Below are 17,701 nucleotides of genomic sequence, written 5' to 3'. Positions count from 1 at the left end.
GGACGTCACGCCCGGTTCTTGTCCTGCTTCCAGGAGAGCGGCCCCGGCAGGTCGACGCGGTGCGCCTTGGCCTTGGAGTTCCAGGACCAGCGACCGATCTTGATGCTCCACGAGGAGAAGCCGTTCTCGGTGAAGTTCAGGATGATCGGCCCGTACTTCTTGCGCTTACGGAACATCAGACCCATCGTGGGCTCCCTCCGCCGTTCCCTGTCCTGCCCTGCTCTGACGCCACCGAACATGCCCGAACCGACGATTTGCGAAACCCCGCTGCGAATCCGCTGCGGACGGTCATCGCAATCTCTACTCAGCAGGTAGGTGTTGCGGGGCGGTAAACGCAGCTCGGCAAGGGATGCAACAAAGTCAGCGACGCGCATCTCATGTTCTGGAAGGGCGTTGACCGGGCTCGTGGCGGGCCGGCAGCATGGGCTCATGTCGCAGCGGGACGAGCTTCTTCTCACCGCTCGCGTGCACGTCGACCTGGTCCGGCACGCGAGCGCGCTCTGTTGAGCTGACGCCCACCGCCGTCCGCGCCATCCCTTCACCGCCACACCGCACGGCCCGGCCCACGACGGCCCGGCGCCGCGCGCCGGCGTACCCCCGCGCCACCGGGCGCGGTCCTCCTCGTGCTCAGATCAGGAGACGTCCATGTCCTCATTCCGTCGTACCCTCGCCGCCGTCGCGGCCCTGCTCGCCCTGACCAGCGCCACCGCCTGCGGCGGCCACGCCGAGGCGTCCGGCCAGACAATGGAGCTGCGCTACCAGGGCTCGGTCGGCCAGGTCACCCTCCCCGAACTCGCCGCCGACCTCGGCTACCTCGGTGACGTGAAGCTGAAGTGGATCGGCAACGTCACCGGCGGCCCGCAGGACATCCAGGCCACCGCCACCGGGCAGAGCGACTTCGGCGGCGCGTTCAACGGCGCCATCGTCAAGCTCGCCACCGCCAACGCCCCGATCACCGCCGTGGTCAGCTACTACGGCTCGGACGCGCAGACCTTCCAGGGCTACTACGTCCTCGACGACAGCCCGATCCGCACCGCCCGCGACCTGATCGGCAAGAAGGTCGGCATGAACACCCTCGGCGCGCACGCCGAGGCGGTGCTGAAGATCTGGCTGGCCCGCAACGGGCTCAGCCCCGCCGAGATCGCCCAGGTCGAGCTGGTCGCCATCCCGCCGGTGAACTCCGAGCAGTCGCTACGGCAGCGGCAGATCGACGTCGCGGTGCTCGGCGGCGTGATCCGCGACAAGGCGGTCGCCAACGGCGGCGTCCGCACCATCTTCACCGACTACGAACTGCTCGGGGCGTTCAGCGGCGGCTCCTACGTCTTCCGCGACGACTTCCTCAAGCGCAACCCGGACACGGTGAAGACGTTCGTCAGCGGGGTCGGCCGGGCCATCGAGTGGGCCCGCAGCCAGCCCCGGGAGACCGTGGTGGCCCGACTGGAGGCGATCATCGCCAAGCGCGGCCGCAACGAGGACCCGGCGCTGGTGCGCTACTGGAAGAGCAGCGGCGTCGCCGGCAAGGGCGGCGTCATCACCGACCGGGAGTTCACCACCTGGATCGACTGGCTCGCCGACACCGGCGAACTCAAGGGCGACAAGCCGAAGCCCGGCGACATCTACACCAACAAGTACAACTCGTTCGCCTCCGGCGGGGGTGCGGCGTGAGCGACGACAAGGTCCGCTTCGACCGGGTCACCAAGACCTTCGGCGTCCGCGCCGGGCGGCGCGCGTCCGCCGGCGCGGTCACCGCCCTGGACCAGCTCACCCTCGGGGTACGCCCCGGCGAGTTCCTGGTCGTCGTCGGCCCCAGCGGCTGCGGCAAGTCCACCCTGCTCGACCTGCTCGGCGGGCTGTCCAGACCCACCTCCGGGGAGGTGCTGGTCGACGGCCGCCCGGTCACCGGGCCCGGCCTCGACCGGGGCATCGTCTTCCAGCAGTACGCGCTGCTGCCCTGGCGTACCGCCGCCGGCAACGTCGCGTTCGGACTGGAGGCCAAGGGCGTGCCCCGCGCCGAGCGGGCCCAGCTGGTCGCCCACCACCTGGACCTGGTCGGGCTCGGCGGGTTCGCCGAGCGCTACCCGCACGAACTGTCCGGCGGGATGAAGCAGCGGGTGGCGATCGCCCGCAGCCTCGCGTACGACCCGGACATCCTGCTGATGGACGAGCCGTTCGCCGCGCTGGACGCGCAGACCCGCGACTCGTTGCAGGACGAGCTGGTGCGGATCTGGCAGCGCACCGGCAAGACGATCGTGTTCATCACCCACGGCATCGACGAGGCGGTCTACCTCGGCCAGCGGGTCGCCGTGATGACCTCCCGCCCCGGGCGGATCAAGCAGGTCATCGAGATCGGCCTCGGTGACCGGAGCGCCATCGAGGACGTCCGCTCCTCCGACGCCTTCCGGCACCACCGACACGAGATCTGGACGCTGCTGCGCGACGAGGTGCGAGCCGCGCAGTCCGCCGAACGCCCCGCCGTCCGCGCCCCGGGGGCCGGCCGCCCCGCCGGCACCGGAGCCGACGGTGGTCGTACCCCCGCTGTCGCCGATGCCGACGCGGACCGCGCGGCGCCGGCGGCGACCCGAACCGAGGAGGCCCGCGTTGGTTGACATCGCCGAACGACCCACCCGGCTGGCGGTCCCCGCCGCCACGCCCCCGGCGGCGCCGGCCGTCGCCGGGCCCGCGCTGCCCGGTCGGCTGCTCGGCCTCGGCGGGCGGGCGCTGCACCGCAGCGCCGCGCTGCTCGCCCTCGCCGCCCTGTGGGAGACCGCGCCCCGGGTCGGCCTGGTCGACCGGGTCTTCCTGCCGCCGCTGTCGGAGGTGCTGGTGGCCTGGTGGGCGCTGCTGACCAGCGGGCAGCTCGCCGACCACGTCGGGGCCAGCCTCACCCGCTCGCTGACCGGGCTGGGGCTGGCCGTGCTCACCGCCATCCCGCTCGGGCTGCTGATCGGCTGGTACCGGCCGCTCGCCGACCTGCTCAGCCCGCTGCTGGAGGTGTTCCGCAACACCGCCGCGCTGGCGCTGCTGCCGGTCTTCGTGCTGATCCTCGGCCTGGGGGAGACCTCCAAGATCGCCCTGGTGCTCTACGCCTGCTCCTGGCCGATCCTGCTGAACACCATCGCCGGGGTGAAGGGCGTCGACCCGCTGCTGGTGCGCTCCGCCCGCTCGATGGGGCTCAACCACCTGCGGCTGTTCCAGAAGGTGATCCTGCCGGCGGCGGTGCCGACGGTCTTCACCGGCGTCCGGCTGGCCGGGGCGTACTCGATCCTCGTGCTGGTCGCCGCCGAGATGGTCGGCGCGAAGGCCGGGCTCGGCTACCTCGTCAACTACGCCCAGTACAACTTCGCGATCCCGGACATGTACGCCGGGATCATCACCATCTCCGCCATCGGCCTCGTCGTCAACCAGCTCCTCGTCGCCGTCGAACGCCGCTTCTCCACCTGGCGCGTCGACGTCACCGCCTGAGAGGAAACGCCATGTCCCGCACCCTGCACCTGAACGCATTCCTGATGGGCGTCGGCCACCACGAGGCGGCCTGGCGGCACCCGCGCACCGACCCGAGCCGGGTCGGCGACGTCCGGCACTTCCAGGAGCTGGCCCGGATCGCCGAACGCGGCACCCTCGACTCGGTCTTCCTCGCCGACGGGCTGGCCGTCGGGCCGGCCGTACGACACAACATCCAGGCCGTCTTCGAACCGCTCACCCTGCTCGCCGCGCTGGCCACCGCGACCGACCACATCGGGCTGATCGCCACCGTCTCCACCACCTACAACGAGCCGTTCAACATCGCCCGCAAGTTCGCTTCGCTGGACCACCTCAGCGGCGGCCGGGCCGGCTGGAACATCGTCACCTCCGCGCAGTCCCGCGAGGCGTGGAACTTCAACCTCGACGAGCACCCCGCGCACGCCGACCGGTACCGGCGGGCCGCCGAGTTCGTCGACGTGGCGATCAAGCTCTGGGACAGCTGGGAGGACGACGCCCTCGTCCTGGACGCCGCGGCCGGGGTCTTCGCCGACACCGACCGGGTGCACGAGGTGGGCCACGCCGGCGAGGTGTTCAAGGTCCGCGGCCCGCTGAACACGCCCCGGCCGCCGCAGGGCCGGCCGTTGCTGGTGCAGGCCGGCTCATCTCCCGACGGCATCGCCTTCGCCGCCCGGTACGCCGAGGCGGTCTTCACCGCCCAGCAGACCCTCGCCGACGGCCAGGCCTTCTACGCCGCCCTCAAGCGGGCCACCACCGCCGCCGGCCGGGACCCGGACCTGGTCAAGGTGCTGCCCGGCATCGCCCCGGTGATCGGCGGTACGGAGGCGGAGGCGCAGGCCCTCGCCGCCGAGCTGGAGGCGCTGATCGTCCCCGAGCACGCCCTCGCCCAGCTCTCCGGCATGACCGGGATCGATCTCAGCGGGTACCCGCTGGACGGGCCGCTGCCCGACCTGCCCGACGTGACCAGCGTCCAGGCCCACCAGAGCCGCTACCAGCTCGTCGTCGAGCTGGCCCGGCGGGAGCAGCTCACCCTGCGGCAGCTGATCGGCCGGCTCGGCGGCGGGCGCGGGCACCGGGTGGTGGCCGGCACCCCGGAACAGATCGCCGACCAGATCGAGCTGTGGTTCACCGAGGGCGCCGCCGACGGCTTCAACGTGATGCCGCCGCTGCTGCCCAGCGGGCTGGCCGACTTCGTCGACCACGTGGTGCCGCTGCTGCGGGCCCGGGGGCTGTTCCGGCACGAGTACACCGGTCGGACGCTGCGCGAGCACTACGGGCTGCCCCGCCCGGCCAGCTCGTACGCCACCCGCGAGCTGGTGACGGCGTGAGCGCGAGGAGTGAGCCGGGGTTGCGAGCCCCGCAGTCGCGAGCTGAGGTGGCGGAGTGAGCGCCGACCTGCTGCCGGTGGACCGGGACCTGTTCCGGGGGCTGCTGCGCCGGCAGGCGTCCACCGTCACCGTGGTCACCGCCGTCGCCCGGGGCACCGACCCGGCCTGCCTGGGCGGGATCGGGGCGCCGTTGCGGGCCGGCTTCACCGCCACCTCGTTCACCTCCGTCTCGCTGAACCCGCCGCTGGTCTCGTTCTGCCTCGGCGTCGCCTCGTCGAGCTGGCCGGTGCTGGCCCGCGCCGAACACGTCGCGGTGCACCTGCTCGCCGCCGACCAGCGGGAGGCCGCCCGCATCTTCGCCACCAGCGGGATCGACCGGTTCGCCGCGTACCGGGGGTGGACGCCGGGGCCGTTCGGGCTGCCGCTGCTCGACGGGGTGCTGGGCCGGCTGCTCTGCCGGGTCGTGCACCGGGTGCCGGCCGGCGACCACACCGTCGTCATCGCCGAGCCGCTGACGCTGGCCGCCGGCGCCGACGCCGAGCCGCTGGTCTACCACCGGGGCGGCTACACCAGCACCGCCACGGCGGTGGCCGCGTGACGCGGGCGTCGGTGACGGCGGATCTGCTGGCGCTGGACCGGGACGCCCAGGACCTGCTCTTCCGGGCGGCCCGCACGGCGAACACGTTCACCGACGAGCCGGTCACCGACGCCCAGGTCGCCGCCATCCACGACCTGGTCCGGTACGGCCCGACCGCGCTCAACGGCCAGCCGCTGCGGGTGCTGCTGGTGCGCTCCGCCCCGGCGCGTGCCCGGCTGCTGCCATACGTGTCGGCCGGCAACCGGGCCAAGACGGCCATCGCCCCGCTGGTCGCGGTGCTCGCCGCGGACGTGGACTTCCACCACCGGCTGCCGGAGCTGTTCCCGCACCGGCCGGAAGCGAGGGACTGGCTGGCCGACCGGGCGAAGCGGGTCGCCCAGGCCCGGTTCAACGCCACCCTCCAGGCCGGCTACTTCCTGCTCGGGGTGCGCGCCGCCGGCCTGGCCGCCGGGCCGATGGCCGGCTTCGACGCCGCCGGCGTGCAACGCGAGTTCTTCCCCGACGGCCGGCACGAGGTGCTGCTGCTGGTCAACATCGGCCGCCCGGGGCCGGACGCCTGGCACGACCGGCTGCCCCGGCTGGCCGCCGAGGAGGTGATCCGGACGCTGTGACTCCGGGGCGCGTGCCGGCGCCGGCTCAGGCGGGCACCGGCGCGCGGTCGACGGCGAGGACCCGGGTGACGCTGCCGTCGTCCTCGGTGACGTCCCGCAGGTGGACGAAGCCGAGCTTGGCCAGCAGCGCCAGCGAGGCCGTGTTGGCCTCGGCGACGGTGGCGTGCACCCGGGTCAGGTCGAGGGTGTCGAAGCCGTACCGGACCAGGGCCCGGGCCAGCTCGGTGCCGAGGCCGGCGCCCCAGGCCGGTTTCGCCAGGGCGTACACCAGCTCGTGGCCGTCGACCTCGTCGGTGCGCTTGATCTCGGCGTGCCCGACGTACCGGCCGTCGCGGCGCACCGCCCACACGTCGAACAGGTCCTCGGCGTAGACCGTGGTGAACACCCGGCCGAACAGGGCGGCGGCGTCGGCGGGGGTCATCGGGCCGTCGCCCATGTACCGGGCCACCTCCGGGTCGCTGAGCAGGGCGACGAAGTCGTCGGCGTCGGCCGGGCGGTAGGGCTCCAGCAGCAGCCGGTCGGTGCGCAGGGTGGGGGTGGGCATCAGCGGGGCTCCCAGGCGTCGGGCAGAGCGGTCAGCTTTCGGACGTGTGCGGGCAGTCGGCCGCTGACCACCTCGGCGAGGCTGACCTCGTCGAGCACCTGCCGGACGGCGGCCCGCACGGCCACCCAGAGCCGGGGGAGATTCTCCGCCGAACCCTCGTAGCGGGTCTCCTCGGGGCGCAGGCCGCGCACCCCGGCCAGCGGGCCCTCCACGGCGCGCAGGATCGCCCCGACGGTGACCTCGCGGGGCGGCCGGGCCAGCGTGTAGCCGCCCTCCGCGCCGCGCTGGGCCCGCACGATGCCGGCCCGGCGCAGGTCGGCCAGGACGGCCTCCAGGAACTTGCGCGGCATGTCCTGCTCGGTGGCGATCGCCTGGGTGGACAGCAGCGAGGGGTACGCGGTGGCGAGGCTCAGCGCCGCCCGTACCGCGTAGTCGCCGCGCGCGGAGATCTGCACCCCGCCATCATGCCCGCCCGTCTCACTCCGCCGGGTCGGCGGGCCGACGCTGCCGGACGATCCGGCGCAGCGGCTGCTCCCGCGCGGCGCGGAACGCCCCCGGGCTCACCCCGACCTCCCGGGTGAAGAAGCGGCCGAAGTTGGTCGGCTCGGGGAAGCCCAGCCGGCGACCGATCCGGGCCACCGGCTCGTCGGTGGCGGCCAGCAGCCGGCTGGCCTGGAGCGCGACCCGCTCGTCCACCACCTGCTTGGCGCTGCGCCCGGTCACCGCCAGGCAGGCCCGGGTCAGGGTACGCACCGAGCAGCCCAACTGGGCGGCGTAGTCCTCGACCCGGCGGGTGTGCTGGTAGCCGCGCTCGATCTCCCGGCACAGCCGGTGGAAGGTGACCAGCTCCGACCGGTGCGGCCCGCCGTCGGCCCCGCCGGGGTGGTCGGTGGGGAGCAGCGCCAGGCGCAGCAGCAGTACGGCCAACTCGTGGCGCAGCAGCGACCGGGCGGCCGGGTTGGCGCGGTGCCGGCGACTGTCCACCGCCAACTGGCTGACCTCGTTGATCACCGCGTCCTCGTCCTCGCCGGCGAGCTGGTGGTGGGTCGGCACGGCGTCCGGGTCGACGTCCAGGCCGCGCAGCGTCTCGCCGCGCCAGCGCACCACCGTCGCGTCGAGCTGCGGGCTGCAGCGCAGCACCTGGCCGGGGCTGGCCCGCAGCAGCGTGCCCGGCCGGCACGGCAGCGGGCGGAAGTCCAGCTCGGCCGTGCCGTGGCCGCCGGTGACCAGGATCAGCAGATCCGCGTCGAGCAGCGTCGGGCGGCGCCACCCGGGCTCGGAGGCGAGGTCACCGAGGTCGAGCAGGTCGATCTCGGCGGTGGGCAGGTCGGGGTGCGTTGCCGGGGAGAGCTGACCGGAAGGGACCATCACCTGCGACGGTAACCGGAGGTGGGGGTGGTCGCATCCCGGCGACGGGACCGCGGTGTCGCGTACGCGGGGTTGTCCCCGGTCGGAGGCGCGGTTACGTTACCGAGCGGTAGGTCCACCGACTCGCGAGGGATGGGCATGACGGAGCTGTTCTCGGTCGCCGACAAGACGGTCCTGGTCACCGGCGGCACGCGGGGGATCGGGCTGATGATCGCCCGGGGCTTCGTGCAGGCCGGCGCCCGAGTGATCGTCTCCTCCCGCAAGGCCGACGTCTGCGCGGCGGTGGCCAAGAAGCTCTCCGCCGAAGGGCGGTGCGAGGGCGTGCCGGCCGACCTGGGCCACGACGCGGGGGCCGAGGGGCTGGCCGCGGCCGTGCGGGAGCGCACCGGCGACCGGCTCGACGTGCTGGTCAACAACGCGGGCGCGACCTGGGGCGCGCCGCTGGAGGCGTACCCGGAGAGCGCGTTCGACAAGCTCTGGGCGGTGAACGTCAAGGCGGTCTTCCGGCTCACCACCGCGCTGCTGCCGGCGCTGCGCGCCGCAGCCAGCGCCGACGACCCGGCCCGGGTGATCAACATCGGCTCGGTCGACGGCATCCGGGTGCCGTTCATGGAGGTGTACGCCTACTCGGCCACCAAGGCGGCGGTGCACATGCTGACCCGCAGTCTGGCCCACCAACTGGCCGGTGAGCAGATCACGGTCAACGCGATCGCCCCGGGCCCGTTCGAGAGCAAGATGATGGCGTTCGCCCTGCAGGACCCGGCGTCCCGTTCGGCGATCGAACAGCAGGTGCCGCTGGGCCGGATCGGCCGCCCGGAGGACATGGCGGGCACGGCGATCTACCTGTCGTCGCGCGCCGGGGCGTACCTGACCGGCGCGGTGATCCCCGTCGACGGCGGCCTCACCACGCACGGCTGAGGCGTACCCGGTCGCGGGTGAGCCGGAGCCGCGCGGACTCGGCAGATCCACGCGGCTCCGATCGGATGGGTCAGCGGCCGGCGAGCAGCCGGTTCACCGCCGTGTCGACGTCGAGGTGCTCGGCCTCACGGCCGCGCGGGACGACGACGTAGGTTCGCCGCAGGAAGCGCACCAGCACGCTGCGCGGCACCTCGAAGAGCGCGTTGCCGTCGGGTGACGACAGCGCCAGCGCGACGAAGTCGCCGCGCGGGGTGGCCCAGGGCCAGACCCGGACGTCGCCGATGCCGGCCGGTTCGTCGAGACCGGTCACCAGCAGTTCGCGGGCGAAGGACCAACTGACGGCCTCGCCACCGGCGGATTCGGCGTGGAACAGGACATGGACCGCATACGGGTCAGCAGGGTCGTAACGCAGACTGGCACGCACCGGCAAGGCGGTGGCGTCAGGTGCGACGAGCCTTAGCGACGTCTCGACCTCTACGGTCGTCGGTCGGATGACACTCATGGACGTTCTCCCCCCGGCACCGCTGCGGAACGCGCGTGTCCCGCTTTTCCCATACTCAGGTGCTACTCCTGGCTACGCTCCGCCATACGCTGACTTCACCCAGTGGTGGGAAGTGCCTCGGAAGCGCCGCCAGAATGTGAAACTTCTTGTACGATTTCCGGTCTGCCCAGTGCGTGATCCCGCCCGGCGTCGGGTGGCTCAGTCGTCGACTTACTCCGGTAACGTCCAGTGGTCTGCGCAAGTGACGGGCCGAGGCGACACTGGGGGGTGAAATGGTCACGAACCGATCCTCAATGGATGCGGCGACCGCGACCGACTCACCGAAAGTAGGGGTCCGAGCAGCCGAAAGGCGGGGGAACGCGGTGCCGAAGGATCAGCACGACGGGACCGGCCGGCCTGCCGCCGGCGGCCGCTCCGGTCGAGGTCGCGCGCCTGCCCGCGGCGCCGCCTCGCGCCCCGTCCGGGCCGGTGGCGCCGGCCGTCCCACCCGTGGTTCCGGTGGCGCCGGCACCGCCCTTGCTGATCGCCCGCCGACCGGCTTCCGGCAGCGGGTCCGGACCAGTCTCGACCTGATCCGCGCCAACCCCACCGGCCGGGTCGCACTCAAGATCTTCATCGCGATCGCCGGGGCGCTGGTGGTCACCGTCGGCCTCGCCCTGATCCCGCTGCCCGGCCCCGGCTGGCTGATCGTGATCGGCGGCCTCGCCATCTGGGCCGTCGAGTTCCACTGGGCCCGCCGGCTGCTCGCCTTCACCCGACGGCACGTCCATGCCTGGACCCGCTGGGCCACCTCCCGGTCCCTGCCGGTACGCGTCGCCCTCGGATCCGTCGGCCTGATCTTCGTCGCCACGGTGGTGTGGCTCTCGCTCAAGTACAGCCTCGGCATCGACCTGGTGGCCCGGCTGCTGCACTACCTCGCCACGCACTGACCCGGGTTGCGGCGCCGGGTGCGGCGCGCGGGCGGGTGGGGGTGCGGCGCGCGGGACCCGGATTTCCGGTCCGCTCACACGATCAGGTAGAGTCATCGGCGCTGAGGGCGATTAGCTCAGCGGGAGAGCGCTTCGTTCACACCGAAGAGGTCACTGGTTCGATCCCAGTATCGCCCACGCAGGTCAAAGGCCACTTCCCGGAAACGGGAGGTGGCCTTTCTGCTGTCGTACAGCAGCTAAGTACAGCAGTTCCGTCAGCGGCCGAGTGAATCACCGAGGCGTTTGAGTGCGTCTCTGGTCGCCTTGGTCGATACCTGGGTGTAGATCTCCATGGTCACGGAGAAGCGGGCGTGCCGGAGGACCTGCATGGCGACTCTCGGGTGGACGTCGAGGTCGGCCAGGAGTGTGGCGCAGGTACGCCGGGCGTCGTGGACGGTGATCGGCTTGACTCCCGCCTTGTCGCACCTCGTCTGCCACGAACGCTGGAAGTTGCGCGGCTCGATGGGCGTGCCATAGCGGGTGGTGAATACCAGGTCGGTTTCGTGCCAAGCCTTGCCGGCGGCTGCTCGTGCCTCGTCGCGCTGTTCGCTCCGCAGCTTGAGCGCCGTCAGGCAGATGTCGGGCAGGGGGAGTGTGGCGTCGGACGCCTGGGTTTTGGTGTCCCGGTGCAGGAGTTGCCCGCGCACGCGTTGCAGTTGGCGGCCGATGGTCAGTTCTCCGGCGTCGAGGTCGACGTCTGCCCAGGTGAGCCCGAGGGCTTCGCCTTTGCGGAGGCCGGTGACGAGGACCAGGGCGTAGGCGGCGTAGAGCGGATCCTCGTCGGCGCGGGCCGATTCGAGGAACTTGCGGGCCTCGTCGCTCGACCACGACTTGCCCCTGCGGCGGCGAACGGTGGCGAGGGTGACCGGCACGGCCGGGTTCTTGGTGATGAGGTCTTCGGCCTGGGCGTGGGTGAGGGCGGCCCGCAGCGCGGCCCGGATGTCGCTGACCGTCCGTGGGGACGGGACGGCCTGGCAGCAGCGGCCGACCGCGCAGCAGCGCCGCTTGTCCTTCGGGCGTGCGGCGTCCTTGCCCTGGGCGCAGCACTGGCAGGTGCGGGCGACCTGGTTGATCCAGGTCTGCACGTCGCGGGACTGGAGCCGGTCGAGCCGCTTGGCACCGAGGCCGGGTGCGATGTAGCGGCGGACGAACGTCTCGTATGTGGCGTAGGTCAACGGTGCCCTGTTCGGCTGAATAATCTCGGTCAGCCAGTAGGTGAGGAAGCTGCCGACCGTCGGGACGCTGGTCGCCACCGGCCCTTGTTTCGCCTGCTGGTGCAACTTGATCCACTTGTCGTGGACGGCCTCGCGGGTCTTGCCGTAGACGTACTTGCGGGTGCGTTTGCCATCGGGCTTGGTGACCCAGACGTAGGCGGCGAAGCCGTTGCGGTAAGGGAAGATGGAGCCTTCGCCGTTGGCTCGTGCGCGTCCGGGCATCAGGCGGCCTCCTGGCGCTCGACCTGGTCGCGGATGTAGTCGTCGACCCATTCGGGGAGGATGCGGCGGTACTTGCCGTCCTTGATGGAGCGCAGCTCGCCGGTGGCGATCTTCATCTTGACCTTGGAGATGCCGAAGCCGAGCAGGACGGCGACCTCGGCGGGCGAGTACCAGCGGGGAGTGAGGTCTCGGCTCATGCGGCGGCCCCGATGAGCCAGGCCTCGTGGGCGAGTTCTTCCCGGCCGATGCGTCTGGCCTGCCGGCGCTGGGCGGCGGCGGTGTTGGCTAGGAGCGCATCGCCTTCGGTGAGCCATCCGGAGCCGGCGTAGGTGAGAACGCCAACCGTCACGGTGTCGGTGGGGTCGTCGTCCTCGGCGCGGCGGTAGGTGGCGCGGGTGTCGCGGAGCAGGCCGAAGGTGACGGAGTAGCGGCGGGCTTTGGTGAGGAAGTGACCGCCGAAGCCGAGCATGTGCGCCCAGCGGCGCAGCCCGGCGTAGGCGTTCAATTCGGTGTCAAGGCTGCCTTGACGGGTGTCGGCCGTTGCGGCGCCGCTGGCTGTGTCGGTGCCGGTGGGGCGTCCGAGGTGCCAGCAGGCGTCGATGAGGCGGGCGAGGTGGTCGCCTTCCGGGTTGGCGTAGTCATCGATGGTGGCCGGGGTGAGGCGGGCGAAAGAGCGGCCCGTGGCTTCGGTGGCCTTGGTGGCGTACTTGGCGAGGTAGGCGGCAACCTTGCCGTCGGTCAGTTCGTCCCCAGCGCTGTTGATGCGCCGGACGTCGACCTGCTCGCCCCAGGCCACCACCCAGCCGCGTTCCTGGTCGGGATGCGGGGGTGTGGTGACGGTGATCTGGCGGGCAGCGGCGTGGACGGCTGCCTCCAAGTGGTCGACGGTGATGCCGGCCGGCGGCGGCAAGGGTGCGTCCGGGTCGTCGGGGTCGACGCCGTCGAGGCGCAGCAGGACATGGAAATGAACGGCTGCCCGGCGCTGCATCTCGGCGACCTTGCCGTGGGACACCCGCACGGGCGGCACCGAGCGGGCCTTGCCGGAGGCGGTGACAACCCGGACGAGGGGGATGCCGCGTCGGCGGCAGAGGGCGGCGAGGTGGCGTTCGATGGCCTGCTTGGTGCGCCGCCACAGCTCCCCGGAGAAGTAGTTCCACACGACCTGGTGGTCGTGGTTGTAGCAGTCCAGGCACAACGGCTGCCCGAGCCGCGGGTCGTTGGCGTCGTGGCGGGCGAAGCACGCCGCGGGCTGCCCGTGCTGGCAGGTGCCGGCGATGCTGCGGGCGCGGCAGGGAGCGGGGCGGCAGTCGCAGCGCTGGCGGGCGGCGCAGGTGTGGCGGGGGATGTGCCGGTGGTGGACCGCGCCGAAGGACGGGGCGGTGAAGGTGGCGAAAACGACCGGGTGCCGGCCGACCGATGCGGGGACGCCTTTGCCGCCGGTCAAGCCACAGCGGACCACCTGGTAGGCGTCGCCCTGGTAGACCCAGGCGCAGTCCGGGCACTGCGACTCGCGGCGGTTGCCGCACGCCTTGTAGAGCGCCTGGTCAGGCAGCTCGTCGGTGTGCAACTGGCGGGTGATCCGGCCGGTGGCCTTCTCGACGGCAGCGATGGTGCCAGTGAGACGGATTGGGCGGGCACAGCCGCCGGCGGGAGCGGTGTGCTCCAGCCAGCCGGAGAACGCGGGCATCGCGGCGCGGTGCAGGGCTTGGGTGTCACGGCCGGCGGCGAGCGCGGGCCGGTACAGGTCGAGCGGCGTGGACAGGACTTCCTCCTCAAGGGGGGCGGCAGGGACGGGAGACGAAGCACCACCAGCCGTCGACGCATGTCCGCTGGTGGTGTTCGTCGTGTCTCCTGGCACCGCCGAGGGCGGCTGACGCCGGAGGGCGGGTTCGTGGGTGGTGCCACTTCCCGCCGATAGGTCATGTCCCTTCTCGTCGTGAAACCGGCACGGGTGGGGAGCCTGGAAGTCGGCATCGGGCGAGTTGCCGCAGGCTGCCCCAACCGTGGAGATAAGCGAATCCGGGCCATCGTGGACGGCAGGAAAGGCCGTACTGGGCCGCTCAACGGACTCAGGGAGCCGGCACAGCGGCCGGTGTGATCGAGAGCCGGCGGGACGTGGCCAGCATCAGCGGCAGGAAGGCCGTTCGGCATCTCCGACATCGAGTCCAGCGATCCGGCAGGAAGGCCGCGCTGGGACGCTCGACGAGCGTCAGAGTAGCACCGGGTACCGACACGTCAACCCGCCGTTATCGACGACCGATGCTGGCCTCCATTGCGGTGGCGCTGCCGGGATAGTGGGCGAAGGATGGCGCCGTGGTTACCGAGAAGCCGCCGCGAATCCTGCTGGTTGACGACCTCCGTTCGTTTGTCGACGGCCGGGTCGCGCAGGTGGCGCGCACCAGCGCGGCGGGCATCGAGGCGCTGGAGCGACACCGCGGACAGTGGTTGGACGAGCTATGGCTGGATCACGACCTCGGCGGGGACGACACGATCTGGCCTGTTGTCGAGGTGTTGGAGCAGGCCGCGTTCGAGGAGCACCCGTTCGATATCGGCGTGGTGTACGTCCACTCGGCGAACCCTGCTGGTGCCGCCAAGATTGCGCAGGTCTTGCGCCGGTGGGGATACCACGTCCGCTCGGTGACCGGGGCACCGCAGGTCGGCTACCTGCCCCATCGAAGTAGCGGCGGGCAATCCATGCCCGCTCCCTCGGCGATCCGCAGCAGCTGACAGCCGGCTGCCGCCCGGTGTGGGAGAACTTTCTGTACGTCTATTCAAGGCGGCCCTGAACGGGCCGCACGCGCCGCCGCCAGGGCGCGCGGCCTGCACTCCGCTGCCGCTCCGCTCCGGCCACGCAACACGCTCGGCGGCTGGCGCGGAGAGCGGGAAGCCCCGGAGGGCCGCCGCAAAACGACAGACCGTTGACCGGGTGTGGTGAGCCGGCAGCCGGCCGGGCCGCGCGGCCAAAGCCCGCGCGGCGTAGGGGAGCGCACGCCGGCCGCGTCGGCGAGCTGGCGGCGGTCGCGGGGTTGCGGTTACTGCGCCTCCGGCGGGGGCGCTCCGGCTCCAGGATGGCCGAAGATCGTCGGCAGCCGTCGGGTCCGTGGGTGGTTGCGGGTGGCCATCCCGCCTGCCATCGACCCGGGCAAGCCGAGCAGACCACCGCCCGGTCCGCCAGCGTCCGTACGAGCCGTCAAGGTCCGCTTGACGTGGCGGGCCGGGCGGCGGCCCGCTCCCCAGGAGGCGGGTCGATGGCAGACGGGATGGGTGACCGTCACTTCTTGCGGCCCTTTTTGCGGCCCGAAGACTTGCCACCGCCATGTAAGGGAAAAGAGCCGCTGCGCGCTGACGCCCGACGCTTCTCGGCTTCCAGGCAGTACTTTGTCGCCCGGGTATGGGCGTGAGCAGGGCCTAAGGCTCTGCGTTGCAGGGCATACAGCCGAGAAAAGGCTTGCTGTGCGGCAAATGAGTCACCTGCATTGGAAATGGCGTGAGCTAGCTCGTGGCGTGCACTCAAGGTCTGTACATGCTCATGGCCGAGCGTCTCTTCGAGCATCTTGATAACGGTAATTAGCTCGCGCTCCGCCGCCTCCGGTTGTTCTAGCTTGGTGAGAAGCGACGCCCTGCAGCTTCGCACCTCAAGAGTGTCGGGGTGAGTTTCGCCATAGATCCTACGCCGAACTTCGAAAGCAATCGTTACTTGGTCGATAGCTTCGACTAGGTCACCTCTATTGGCAAGCAAGTGCGCTAGGCAATGTCTGCCGTGAAGAACTGACGGAGACTCAATCCCGTCCTTTGAAATGTAATCGTCAAGCAGTTGTCTGTGTAGCTCCTCGGCCTCGATCAATTGGCCCATGTTTGCCAATGTGTGCGCATAATGGTGGCGCGTGTGCATCGTATCATCGTGATCTGGCCCGAGGAGGGCTGTTCTCGCGTCTAAAACTTCCCGATAGCATTTGAGCGATGCTTGAAGGTCGCCTTTGTCTCGGAGAATCCTTCCCAGACAGTCCTTCGTCAACAAAGTAGACGGGTCGTTCTCGCCGCGAAGATCGCTCTCGGCTGCGAGAACCACGCGCAGAATGCGTTCGGCTTTAGCGTACTCGCCCCGTTCACGAAGGAAATCGGCGTACCTATGTCGCGTATCTAGGAACCTAGCGGAGTTTGACCCGAATGCCTGCTCGTAGTCCGGTAGAAGTGCTGAAAATACGGCGTCCGCTTCCTGGTACTTGGAGCGCTGTGCCAATATGAGAGCCAGATGAAAGCGACGGTGTAGGACCACCCCATGCTGACTACCCAGTTGTTGCTCAGTCGCTCTGATGGATATCCGCGCCAATTCTTCCGCATCGGCCTGCATTCCACGATCGATCAGGTAGTCCGAGAAGGTGCACCAGGCTGGGTCCAGTTCTCGAATAGCCGCTACTGTCGAATCGGCAGACGATGCGGCGCGGCTCAATAACATGACATGTGGCGTTAGGTCCCCCCACACCTTCCAACTCTCAATATCTTGAGCTGTCTCTAGATTGGCGTCTTTAACCGCTCGTCGTACAAGACGAGCCGCCGTCTCGAGATATGTTGCCGTATCTGCAAGGGGTGGATCCCCGATCCGCGTGACATCCCGCACCACTGGATGAATTCGAAGATGTTCGGGCGCTTCCTGCTCCGCGTCGAATCGCACCAGATCAACCATGCCGAGGTCTGCTAAGGCGTTAATTGTTTTCCAGAGGCCGGCGCTGCTGATTCCTTGGAATGGTGTCTGTTCGCCAAGGGTTGGTGGATGAAGCAGTGCGCGGAACGGGAATAGTGATTCGGCAAATAGAGACAAGAGGTAAAGTGTCTGTCGCGCGAATCGAACGCCCCGATCGTCTAGCAATTGCAGCGATAGGTGCCATGCGTGAGCGAAGACATCCCGGCTTTCGGCATCCGGGATGAGACCCTCGTCCATTGCCCTCTGGTACTTCGCGATCGTTGCGATAGAACCAGGTTCTGGCCATGGAATCCCGCTCGTTTCAGCGAGGTAGAGGCCGGCGAGCCGAATCGCTAGAGGGAGACCGCCGAGTCGGACGGAAAGGGACCGGGCGTCGTCGATGCTTCCAGCCGACGACGGCACGTAGTCAAACAACATCTTTGCGCCATCGTCTACGTTCAACATCGTTGTTTGATGGATGGAGCACCAAGATCCCCAAACCGAGGGGGCGGCCATCCTGCTGGTTATCAGGACCCCGCCATTCCGTCCTACAATCGGGCGCACCCATCCCGTTCCGTCGACGAAACTGTTGCCTCCGCCATCGAGGGCTGACGGATTGTCGACGTTATCAACGATAAGCAACCAGGGCTGATTGAGTTGGCTGAGTCGGCGCCATAGAGCATCGGCTGGATCGCTGTGGGTTAACTCAATATCAGTGACGCCGATCCTGCTGGCCAGCGATCGCATTCCCATTGCAAGGCTGCTAGCATTGTTTCCTGAGATCCACCATGTCTGAATGCCGGCCTCGATGCTCTTTGCTGCAATCTCTAATGCAACACTCGTTTTTCCGCTGCCGGCGAGCCCGCATATGACGTGCACTCCTTCGACCCGACCTTCCCCGGACCCGCCTTGAATGCCGGTAAATAAGTCGTGGCGGCCTCGTAGCGGCCGTTCTTTCGAAAGTCGACCGAGCGGAGGGGAGATGGTTATATGCGATGCGGGCAGGGGGGAAGAAGAATGAATACCATAATAGATATTCTGAATGCCATGCCCAAGAGCGGCAGATTGACCGTGGCCAAGGGTCAAAACCGTCTGCTCGATATCCTTCAATGGATCGAGCGCGTTATGACTAGTGTTCATGTTGACCAAAGGTAACGTGCTGTGTGCCGGATCCCACAATTGCCTGTTTCGAGTTTCCGAAGCTCGTGGCGTTCTGGGTGACGTGGAAGTTAGTGGCCGACACTGAAGCCGAGTGGGTAGCATGTAG

Annotated in this window: 19 protein-coding genes and 1 tRNA gene; 11 read left to right on the top strand and 9 right to left on the bottom strand. The window is 69.7% G+C overall.

Features of this window, described 5'->3' with window-relative positions; genetic code table 11:
• Window positions 1-5: 5 nt before the first annotated feature.
• Window positions 6-185, bottom strand: coding sequence for a DUF4236 domain-containing protein (locus ACTMS9_RS29485; RefSeq protein ID WP_334574726.1), 180 nt, complete (start codon window positions 183-185; stop codon window positions 6-8).
• Window positions 186-429: 244 nt separating this feature from the next.
• On the opposite strand from ACTMS9_RS29485, the gene ACTMS9_RS29480 reads away from it, so the two are divergent.
• The 7 genes from ACTMS9_RS29480 (at window position 430) to ACTMS9_RS29450 (ending at window position 6,017) form a co-directional block, all read left to right on the top strand.
• Window positions 430-507, top strand: a complete 78-nt coding sequence (locus tag ACTMS9_RS29480; RefSeq protein WP_349881247.1) for a putative leader peptide — start codon at window positions 430-432, stop codon at window positions 505-507.
• A gap of 138 nt (window positions 508-645) precedes the next feature.
• A complete protein-coding gene (locus tag ACTMS9_RS29475; RefSeq protein WP_441166534.1) occupies window positions 646-1,665 on the top strand; it encodes an ABC transporter substrate-binding protein in 1,020 nt (339 codons plus the stop codon).
• Entirely contained in the window at window positions 1,662-2,606 is a 945-nt protein-coding gene (locus ACTMS9_RS29470; protein ID WP_441149297.1) for an ABC transporter ATP-binding protein, read from the top strand. The genes ACTMS9_RS29475 and ACTMS9_RS29470 overlap by 4 nt, the downstream gene beginning before the upstream one ends.
• On the top strand, window positions 2,599-3,462 hold the full coding sequence (locus tag ACTMS9_RS29465) for an ABC transporter permease (protein WP_441149296.1): 864 nt from the start codon (window positions 2,599-2,601) through the stop codon (window positions 3,460-3,462). The genes ACTMS9_RS29470 and ACTMS9_RS29465 overlap by 8 nt, the downstream gene beginning before the upstream one ends.
• A gap of 11 nt (window positions 3,463-3,473) precedes the next feature.
• Window positions 3,474-4,808 (top strand): LLM class flavin-dependent oxidoreductase, encoded by a 1,335-nt coding sequence (locus tag ACTMS9_RS29460; protein ID WP_441149295.1) that lies wholly within the window; start codon window positions 3,474-3,476, stop codon window positions 4,806-4,808.
• A gap of 55 nt (window positions 4,809-4,863) precedes the next feature.
• The gene (locus ACTMS9_RS29455) at window positions 4,864-5,406 is read left to right on the top strand and encodes a flavin reductase family protein (RefSeq protein ID WP_441166533.1); all 543 of its coding nucleotides are present in this window, start codon (window positions 4,864-4,866) and stop codon (window positions 5,404-5,406) included.
• The gene (locus tag ACTMS9_RS29450; protein WP_441166532.1) at window positions 5,403-6,017 is read left to right on the top strand and encodes a malonic semialdehyde reductase; all 615 of its coding nucleotides are present in this window, start codon (window positions 5,403-5,405) and stop codon (window positions 6,015-6,017) included. Before ACTMS9_RS29455 ends, ACTMS9_RS29450 begins: the two co-directional genes overlap by 4 nt.
• 25 nt (window positions 6,018-6,042) lie before the next feature.
• Here the strand turns inward: ACTMS9_RS29450 and ACTMS9_RS29445 are convergent, their stop codons facing one another.
• The 3 genes from ACTMS9_RS29445 to ACTMS9_RS29435 are packed head-to-tail and all read right to left on the bottom strand — an operon-like array spanning window position 6,043 to window position 7,929.
• Window positions 6,043-6,561 (bottom strand): GNAT family N-acetyltransferase, encoded by a 519-nt coding sequence (locus ACTMS9_RS29445; RefSeq protein ID WP_441166531.1) that lies wholly within the window; start codon window positions 6,559-6,561, stop codon window positions 6,043-6,045.
• Window positions 6,561-7,016 (bottom strand): RrF2 family transcriptional regulator, encoded by a 456-nt coding sequence (locus tag ACTMS9_RS29440; RefSeq protein WP_154943001.1) that lies wholly within the window; start codon window positions 7,014-7,016, stop codon window positions 6,561-6,563. Before ACTMS9_RS29440 ends, ACTMS9_RS29445 begins: the two co-directional genes overlap by 1 nt.
• A gap of 22 nt (window positions 7,017-7,038) precedes the next feature.
• The gene (locus ACTMS9_RS29435) at window positions 7,039-7,929 is read right to left on the bottom strand and encodes a helix-turn-helix transcriptional regulator (RefSeq protein ID WP_441166530.1); all 891 of its coding nucleotides are present in this window, start codon (window positions 7,927-7,929) and stop codon (window positions 7,039-7,041) included.
• A 138-nt stretch (window positions 7,930-8,067) separates the two neighbouring features.
• On the opposite strand from ACTMS9_RS29435, the gene ACTMS9_RS29430 reads away from it, so the two are divergent.
• Window positions 8,068-8,847 carry an SDR family oxidoreductase gene (locus ACTMS9_RS29430; RefSeq protein ID WP_441166529.1) on the top strand — a complete coding sequence of 260 codons (780 nt, stop codon included), beginning with the start codon at window positions 8,068-8,070 and terminating at the stop codon, window positions 8,845-8,847.
• A gap of 70 nt (window positions 8,848-8,917) precedes the next feature.
• Here the strand turns inward: ACTMS9_RS29430 and ACTMS9_RS29425 are convergent, their stop codons facing one another.
• Window positions 8,918-9,349, bottom strand: coding sequence for an SsgA family sporulation/cell division regulator (locus ACTMS9_RS29425; protein ID WP_007457244.1), 432 nt, complete (start codon window positions 9,347-9,349; stop codon window positions 8,918-8,920).
• Between the two features lie 293 nt (window positions 9,350-9,642).
• Between ACTMS9_RS29425 and ACTMS9_RS29420 the strand changes: the two genes are divergently transcribed.
• The gene (locus tag ACTMS9_RS29420; protein ID WP_441149289.1) at window positions 9,643-10,278 is read left to right on the top strand and encodes a TIGR02611 family protein; all 636 of its coding nucleotides are present in this window, start codon (window positions 9,643-9,645) and stop codon (window positions 10,276-10,278) included.
• 105 nt (window positions 10,279-10,383) lie between these two features.
• Window positions 10,384-10,455, top strand: a tRNA-Val gene (locus ACTMS9_RS29415).
• A 77-nt stretch (window positions 10,456-10,532) separates the two neighbouring features.
• Here ACTMS9_RS29415 and ACTMS9_RS29410 read toward each other — a convergent pair.
• Genes ACTMS9_RS29410 through ACTMS9_RS29400 form a run of 3 tightly spaced genes read right to left on the bottom strand, consistent with a single transcriptional unit; the run spans window position 10,533 to window position 13,515 of the window.
• Window positions 10,533-11,753 (bottom strand): tyrosine-type recombinase/integrase, encoded by a 1,221-nt coding sequence (locus tag ACTMS9_RS29410; RefSeq protein ID WP_441166528.1) that lies wholly within the window; start codon window positions 11,751-11,753, stop codon window positions 10,533-10,535.
• Window positions 11,753-11,950, bottom strand: coding sequence for an excisionase family DNA-binding protein (locus ACTMS9_RS29405; RefSeq protein ID WP_113973362.1), 198 nt, complete (start codon window positions 11,948-11,950; stop codon window positions 11,753-11,755). The genes ACTMS9_RS29410 and ACTMS9_RS29405 overlap by 1 nt, the downstream gene beginning before the upstream one ends.
• A complete protein-coding gene (locus ACTMS9_RS29400; protein ID WP_441166545.1) occupies window positions 11,947-13,515 on the bottom strand; it encodes a replication initiator in 1,569 nt (522 codons plus the stop codon). Before ACTMS9_RS29400 ends, ACTMS9_RS29405 begins: the two co-directional genes overlap by 4 nt.
• Before the next feature lie 551 nt (window positions 13,516-14,066).
• Between ACTMS9_RS29400 and ACTMS9_RS29395 the strand changes: the two genes are divergently transcribed.
• Window positions 14,067-14,480: a cyclic-phosphate processing receiver domain-containing protein gene (locus tag ACTMS9_RS29395; protein ID WP_441166527.1), complete on the top strand. Its 414-nt coding sequence runs from the start codon at window positions 14,067-14,069 to the stop codon at window positions 14,478-14,480.
• Between the two features lie 544 nt (window positions 14,481-15,024).
• On the opposite strand, the gene ACTMS9_RS29390 is transcribed toward ACTMS9_RS29395, so the two are convergent.
• On the bottom strand, window positions 15,025-17,574 hold the full coding sequence (locus tag ACTMS9_RS29390) for a tetratricopeptide repeat protein (protein ID WP_441166526.1): 2,550 nt from the start codon (window positions 17,572-17,574) through the stop codon (window positions 15,025-15,027).
• Window positions 17,575-17,701: the final 127 nt, after the last annotated feature.

It is taken from the genome of Micromonospora sp. L31 (genome assembly GCF_052068075.1).
GTDB classification, from domain to species: Bacteria; Actinomycetota; Actinomycetes; order Mycobacteriales; family Micromonosporaceae; genus Micromonospora; species Micromonospora purpureochromogenes.
Note: the sequence above shows the minus strand (reverse complement) of the source record. Positions and strands in the feature narration are given on the sequence as shown.

Coding starts and splice junctions, on each gene's coding strand:
- ACTMS9_RS29485 (WP_334574726.1), bottom strand. CDS start 185: ATGGGTCTGATGTTCCGTAAGCGCAAGAAGTACGGGCCGATCATCCTG.
- ACTMS9_RS29480 (WP_349881247.1), top strand. CDS start 430: ATGTCGCAGCGGGACGAGCTTCTTCTCACCGCTCGCGTGCACGTCGAC.
- ACTMS9_RS29475 (WP_441166534.1), top strand. CDS start 646: ATGTCCTCATTCCGTCGTACCCTCGCCGCCGTCGCGGCCCTGCTCGCC.
- ACTMS9_RS29460 (WP_441149295.1), top strand. CDS start 3,474: ATGTCCCGCACCCTGCACCTGAACGCATTCCTGATGGGCGTCGGCCAC.
- ACTMS9_RS29445 (WP_441166531.1), bottom strand. CDS start 6,561: ATGCCCACCCCCACCCTGCGCACCGACCGGCTGCTGCTGGAGCCCTAC.
- ACTMS9_RS29435 (WP_441166530.1), bottom strand. CDS start 7,929: ATGGTCCCTTCCGGTCAGCTCTCCCCGGCAACGCACCCCGACCTGCCC.
- ACTMS9_RS29430 (WP_441166529.1), top strand. CDS start 8,068: ATGACGGAGCTGTTCTCGGTCGCCGACAAGACGGTCCTGGTCACCGGC.
- ACTMS9_RS29425 (WP_007457244.1), bottom strand. CDS start 9,349: ATGAGTGTCATCCGACCGACGACCGTAGAGGTCGAGACGTCGCTAAGG.
- ACTMS9_RS29420 (WP_441149289.1), top strand. CDS start 9,643: ATGGATGCGGCGACCGCGACCGACTCACCGAAAGTAGGGGTCCGAGCA.
- ACTMS9_RS29410 (WP_441166528.1), bottom strand. CDS start 11,753: ATGCCCGGACGCGCACGAGCCAACGGCGAAGGCTCCATCTTCCCTTAC.
- ACTMS9_RS29405 (WP_113973362.1), bottom strand. CDS start 11,950: ATGAGCCGAGACCTCACTCCCCGCTGGTACTCGCCCGCCGAGGTCGCC.
- ACTMS9_RS29390 (WP_441166526.1), bottom strand. CDS start 17,574: ATGAACACTAGTCATAACGCGCTCGATCCATTGAAGGATATCGAGCAG.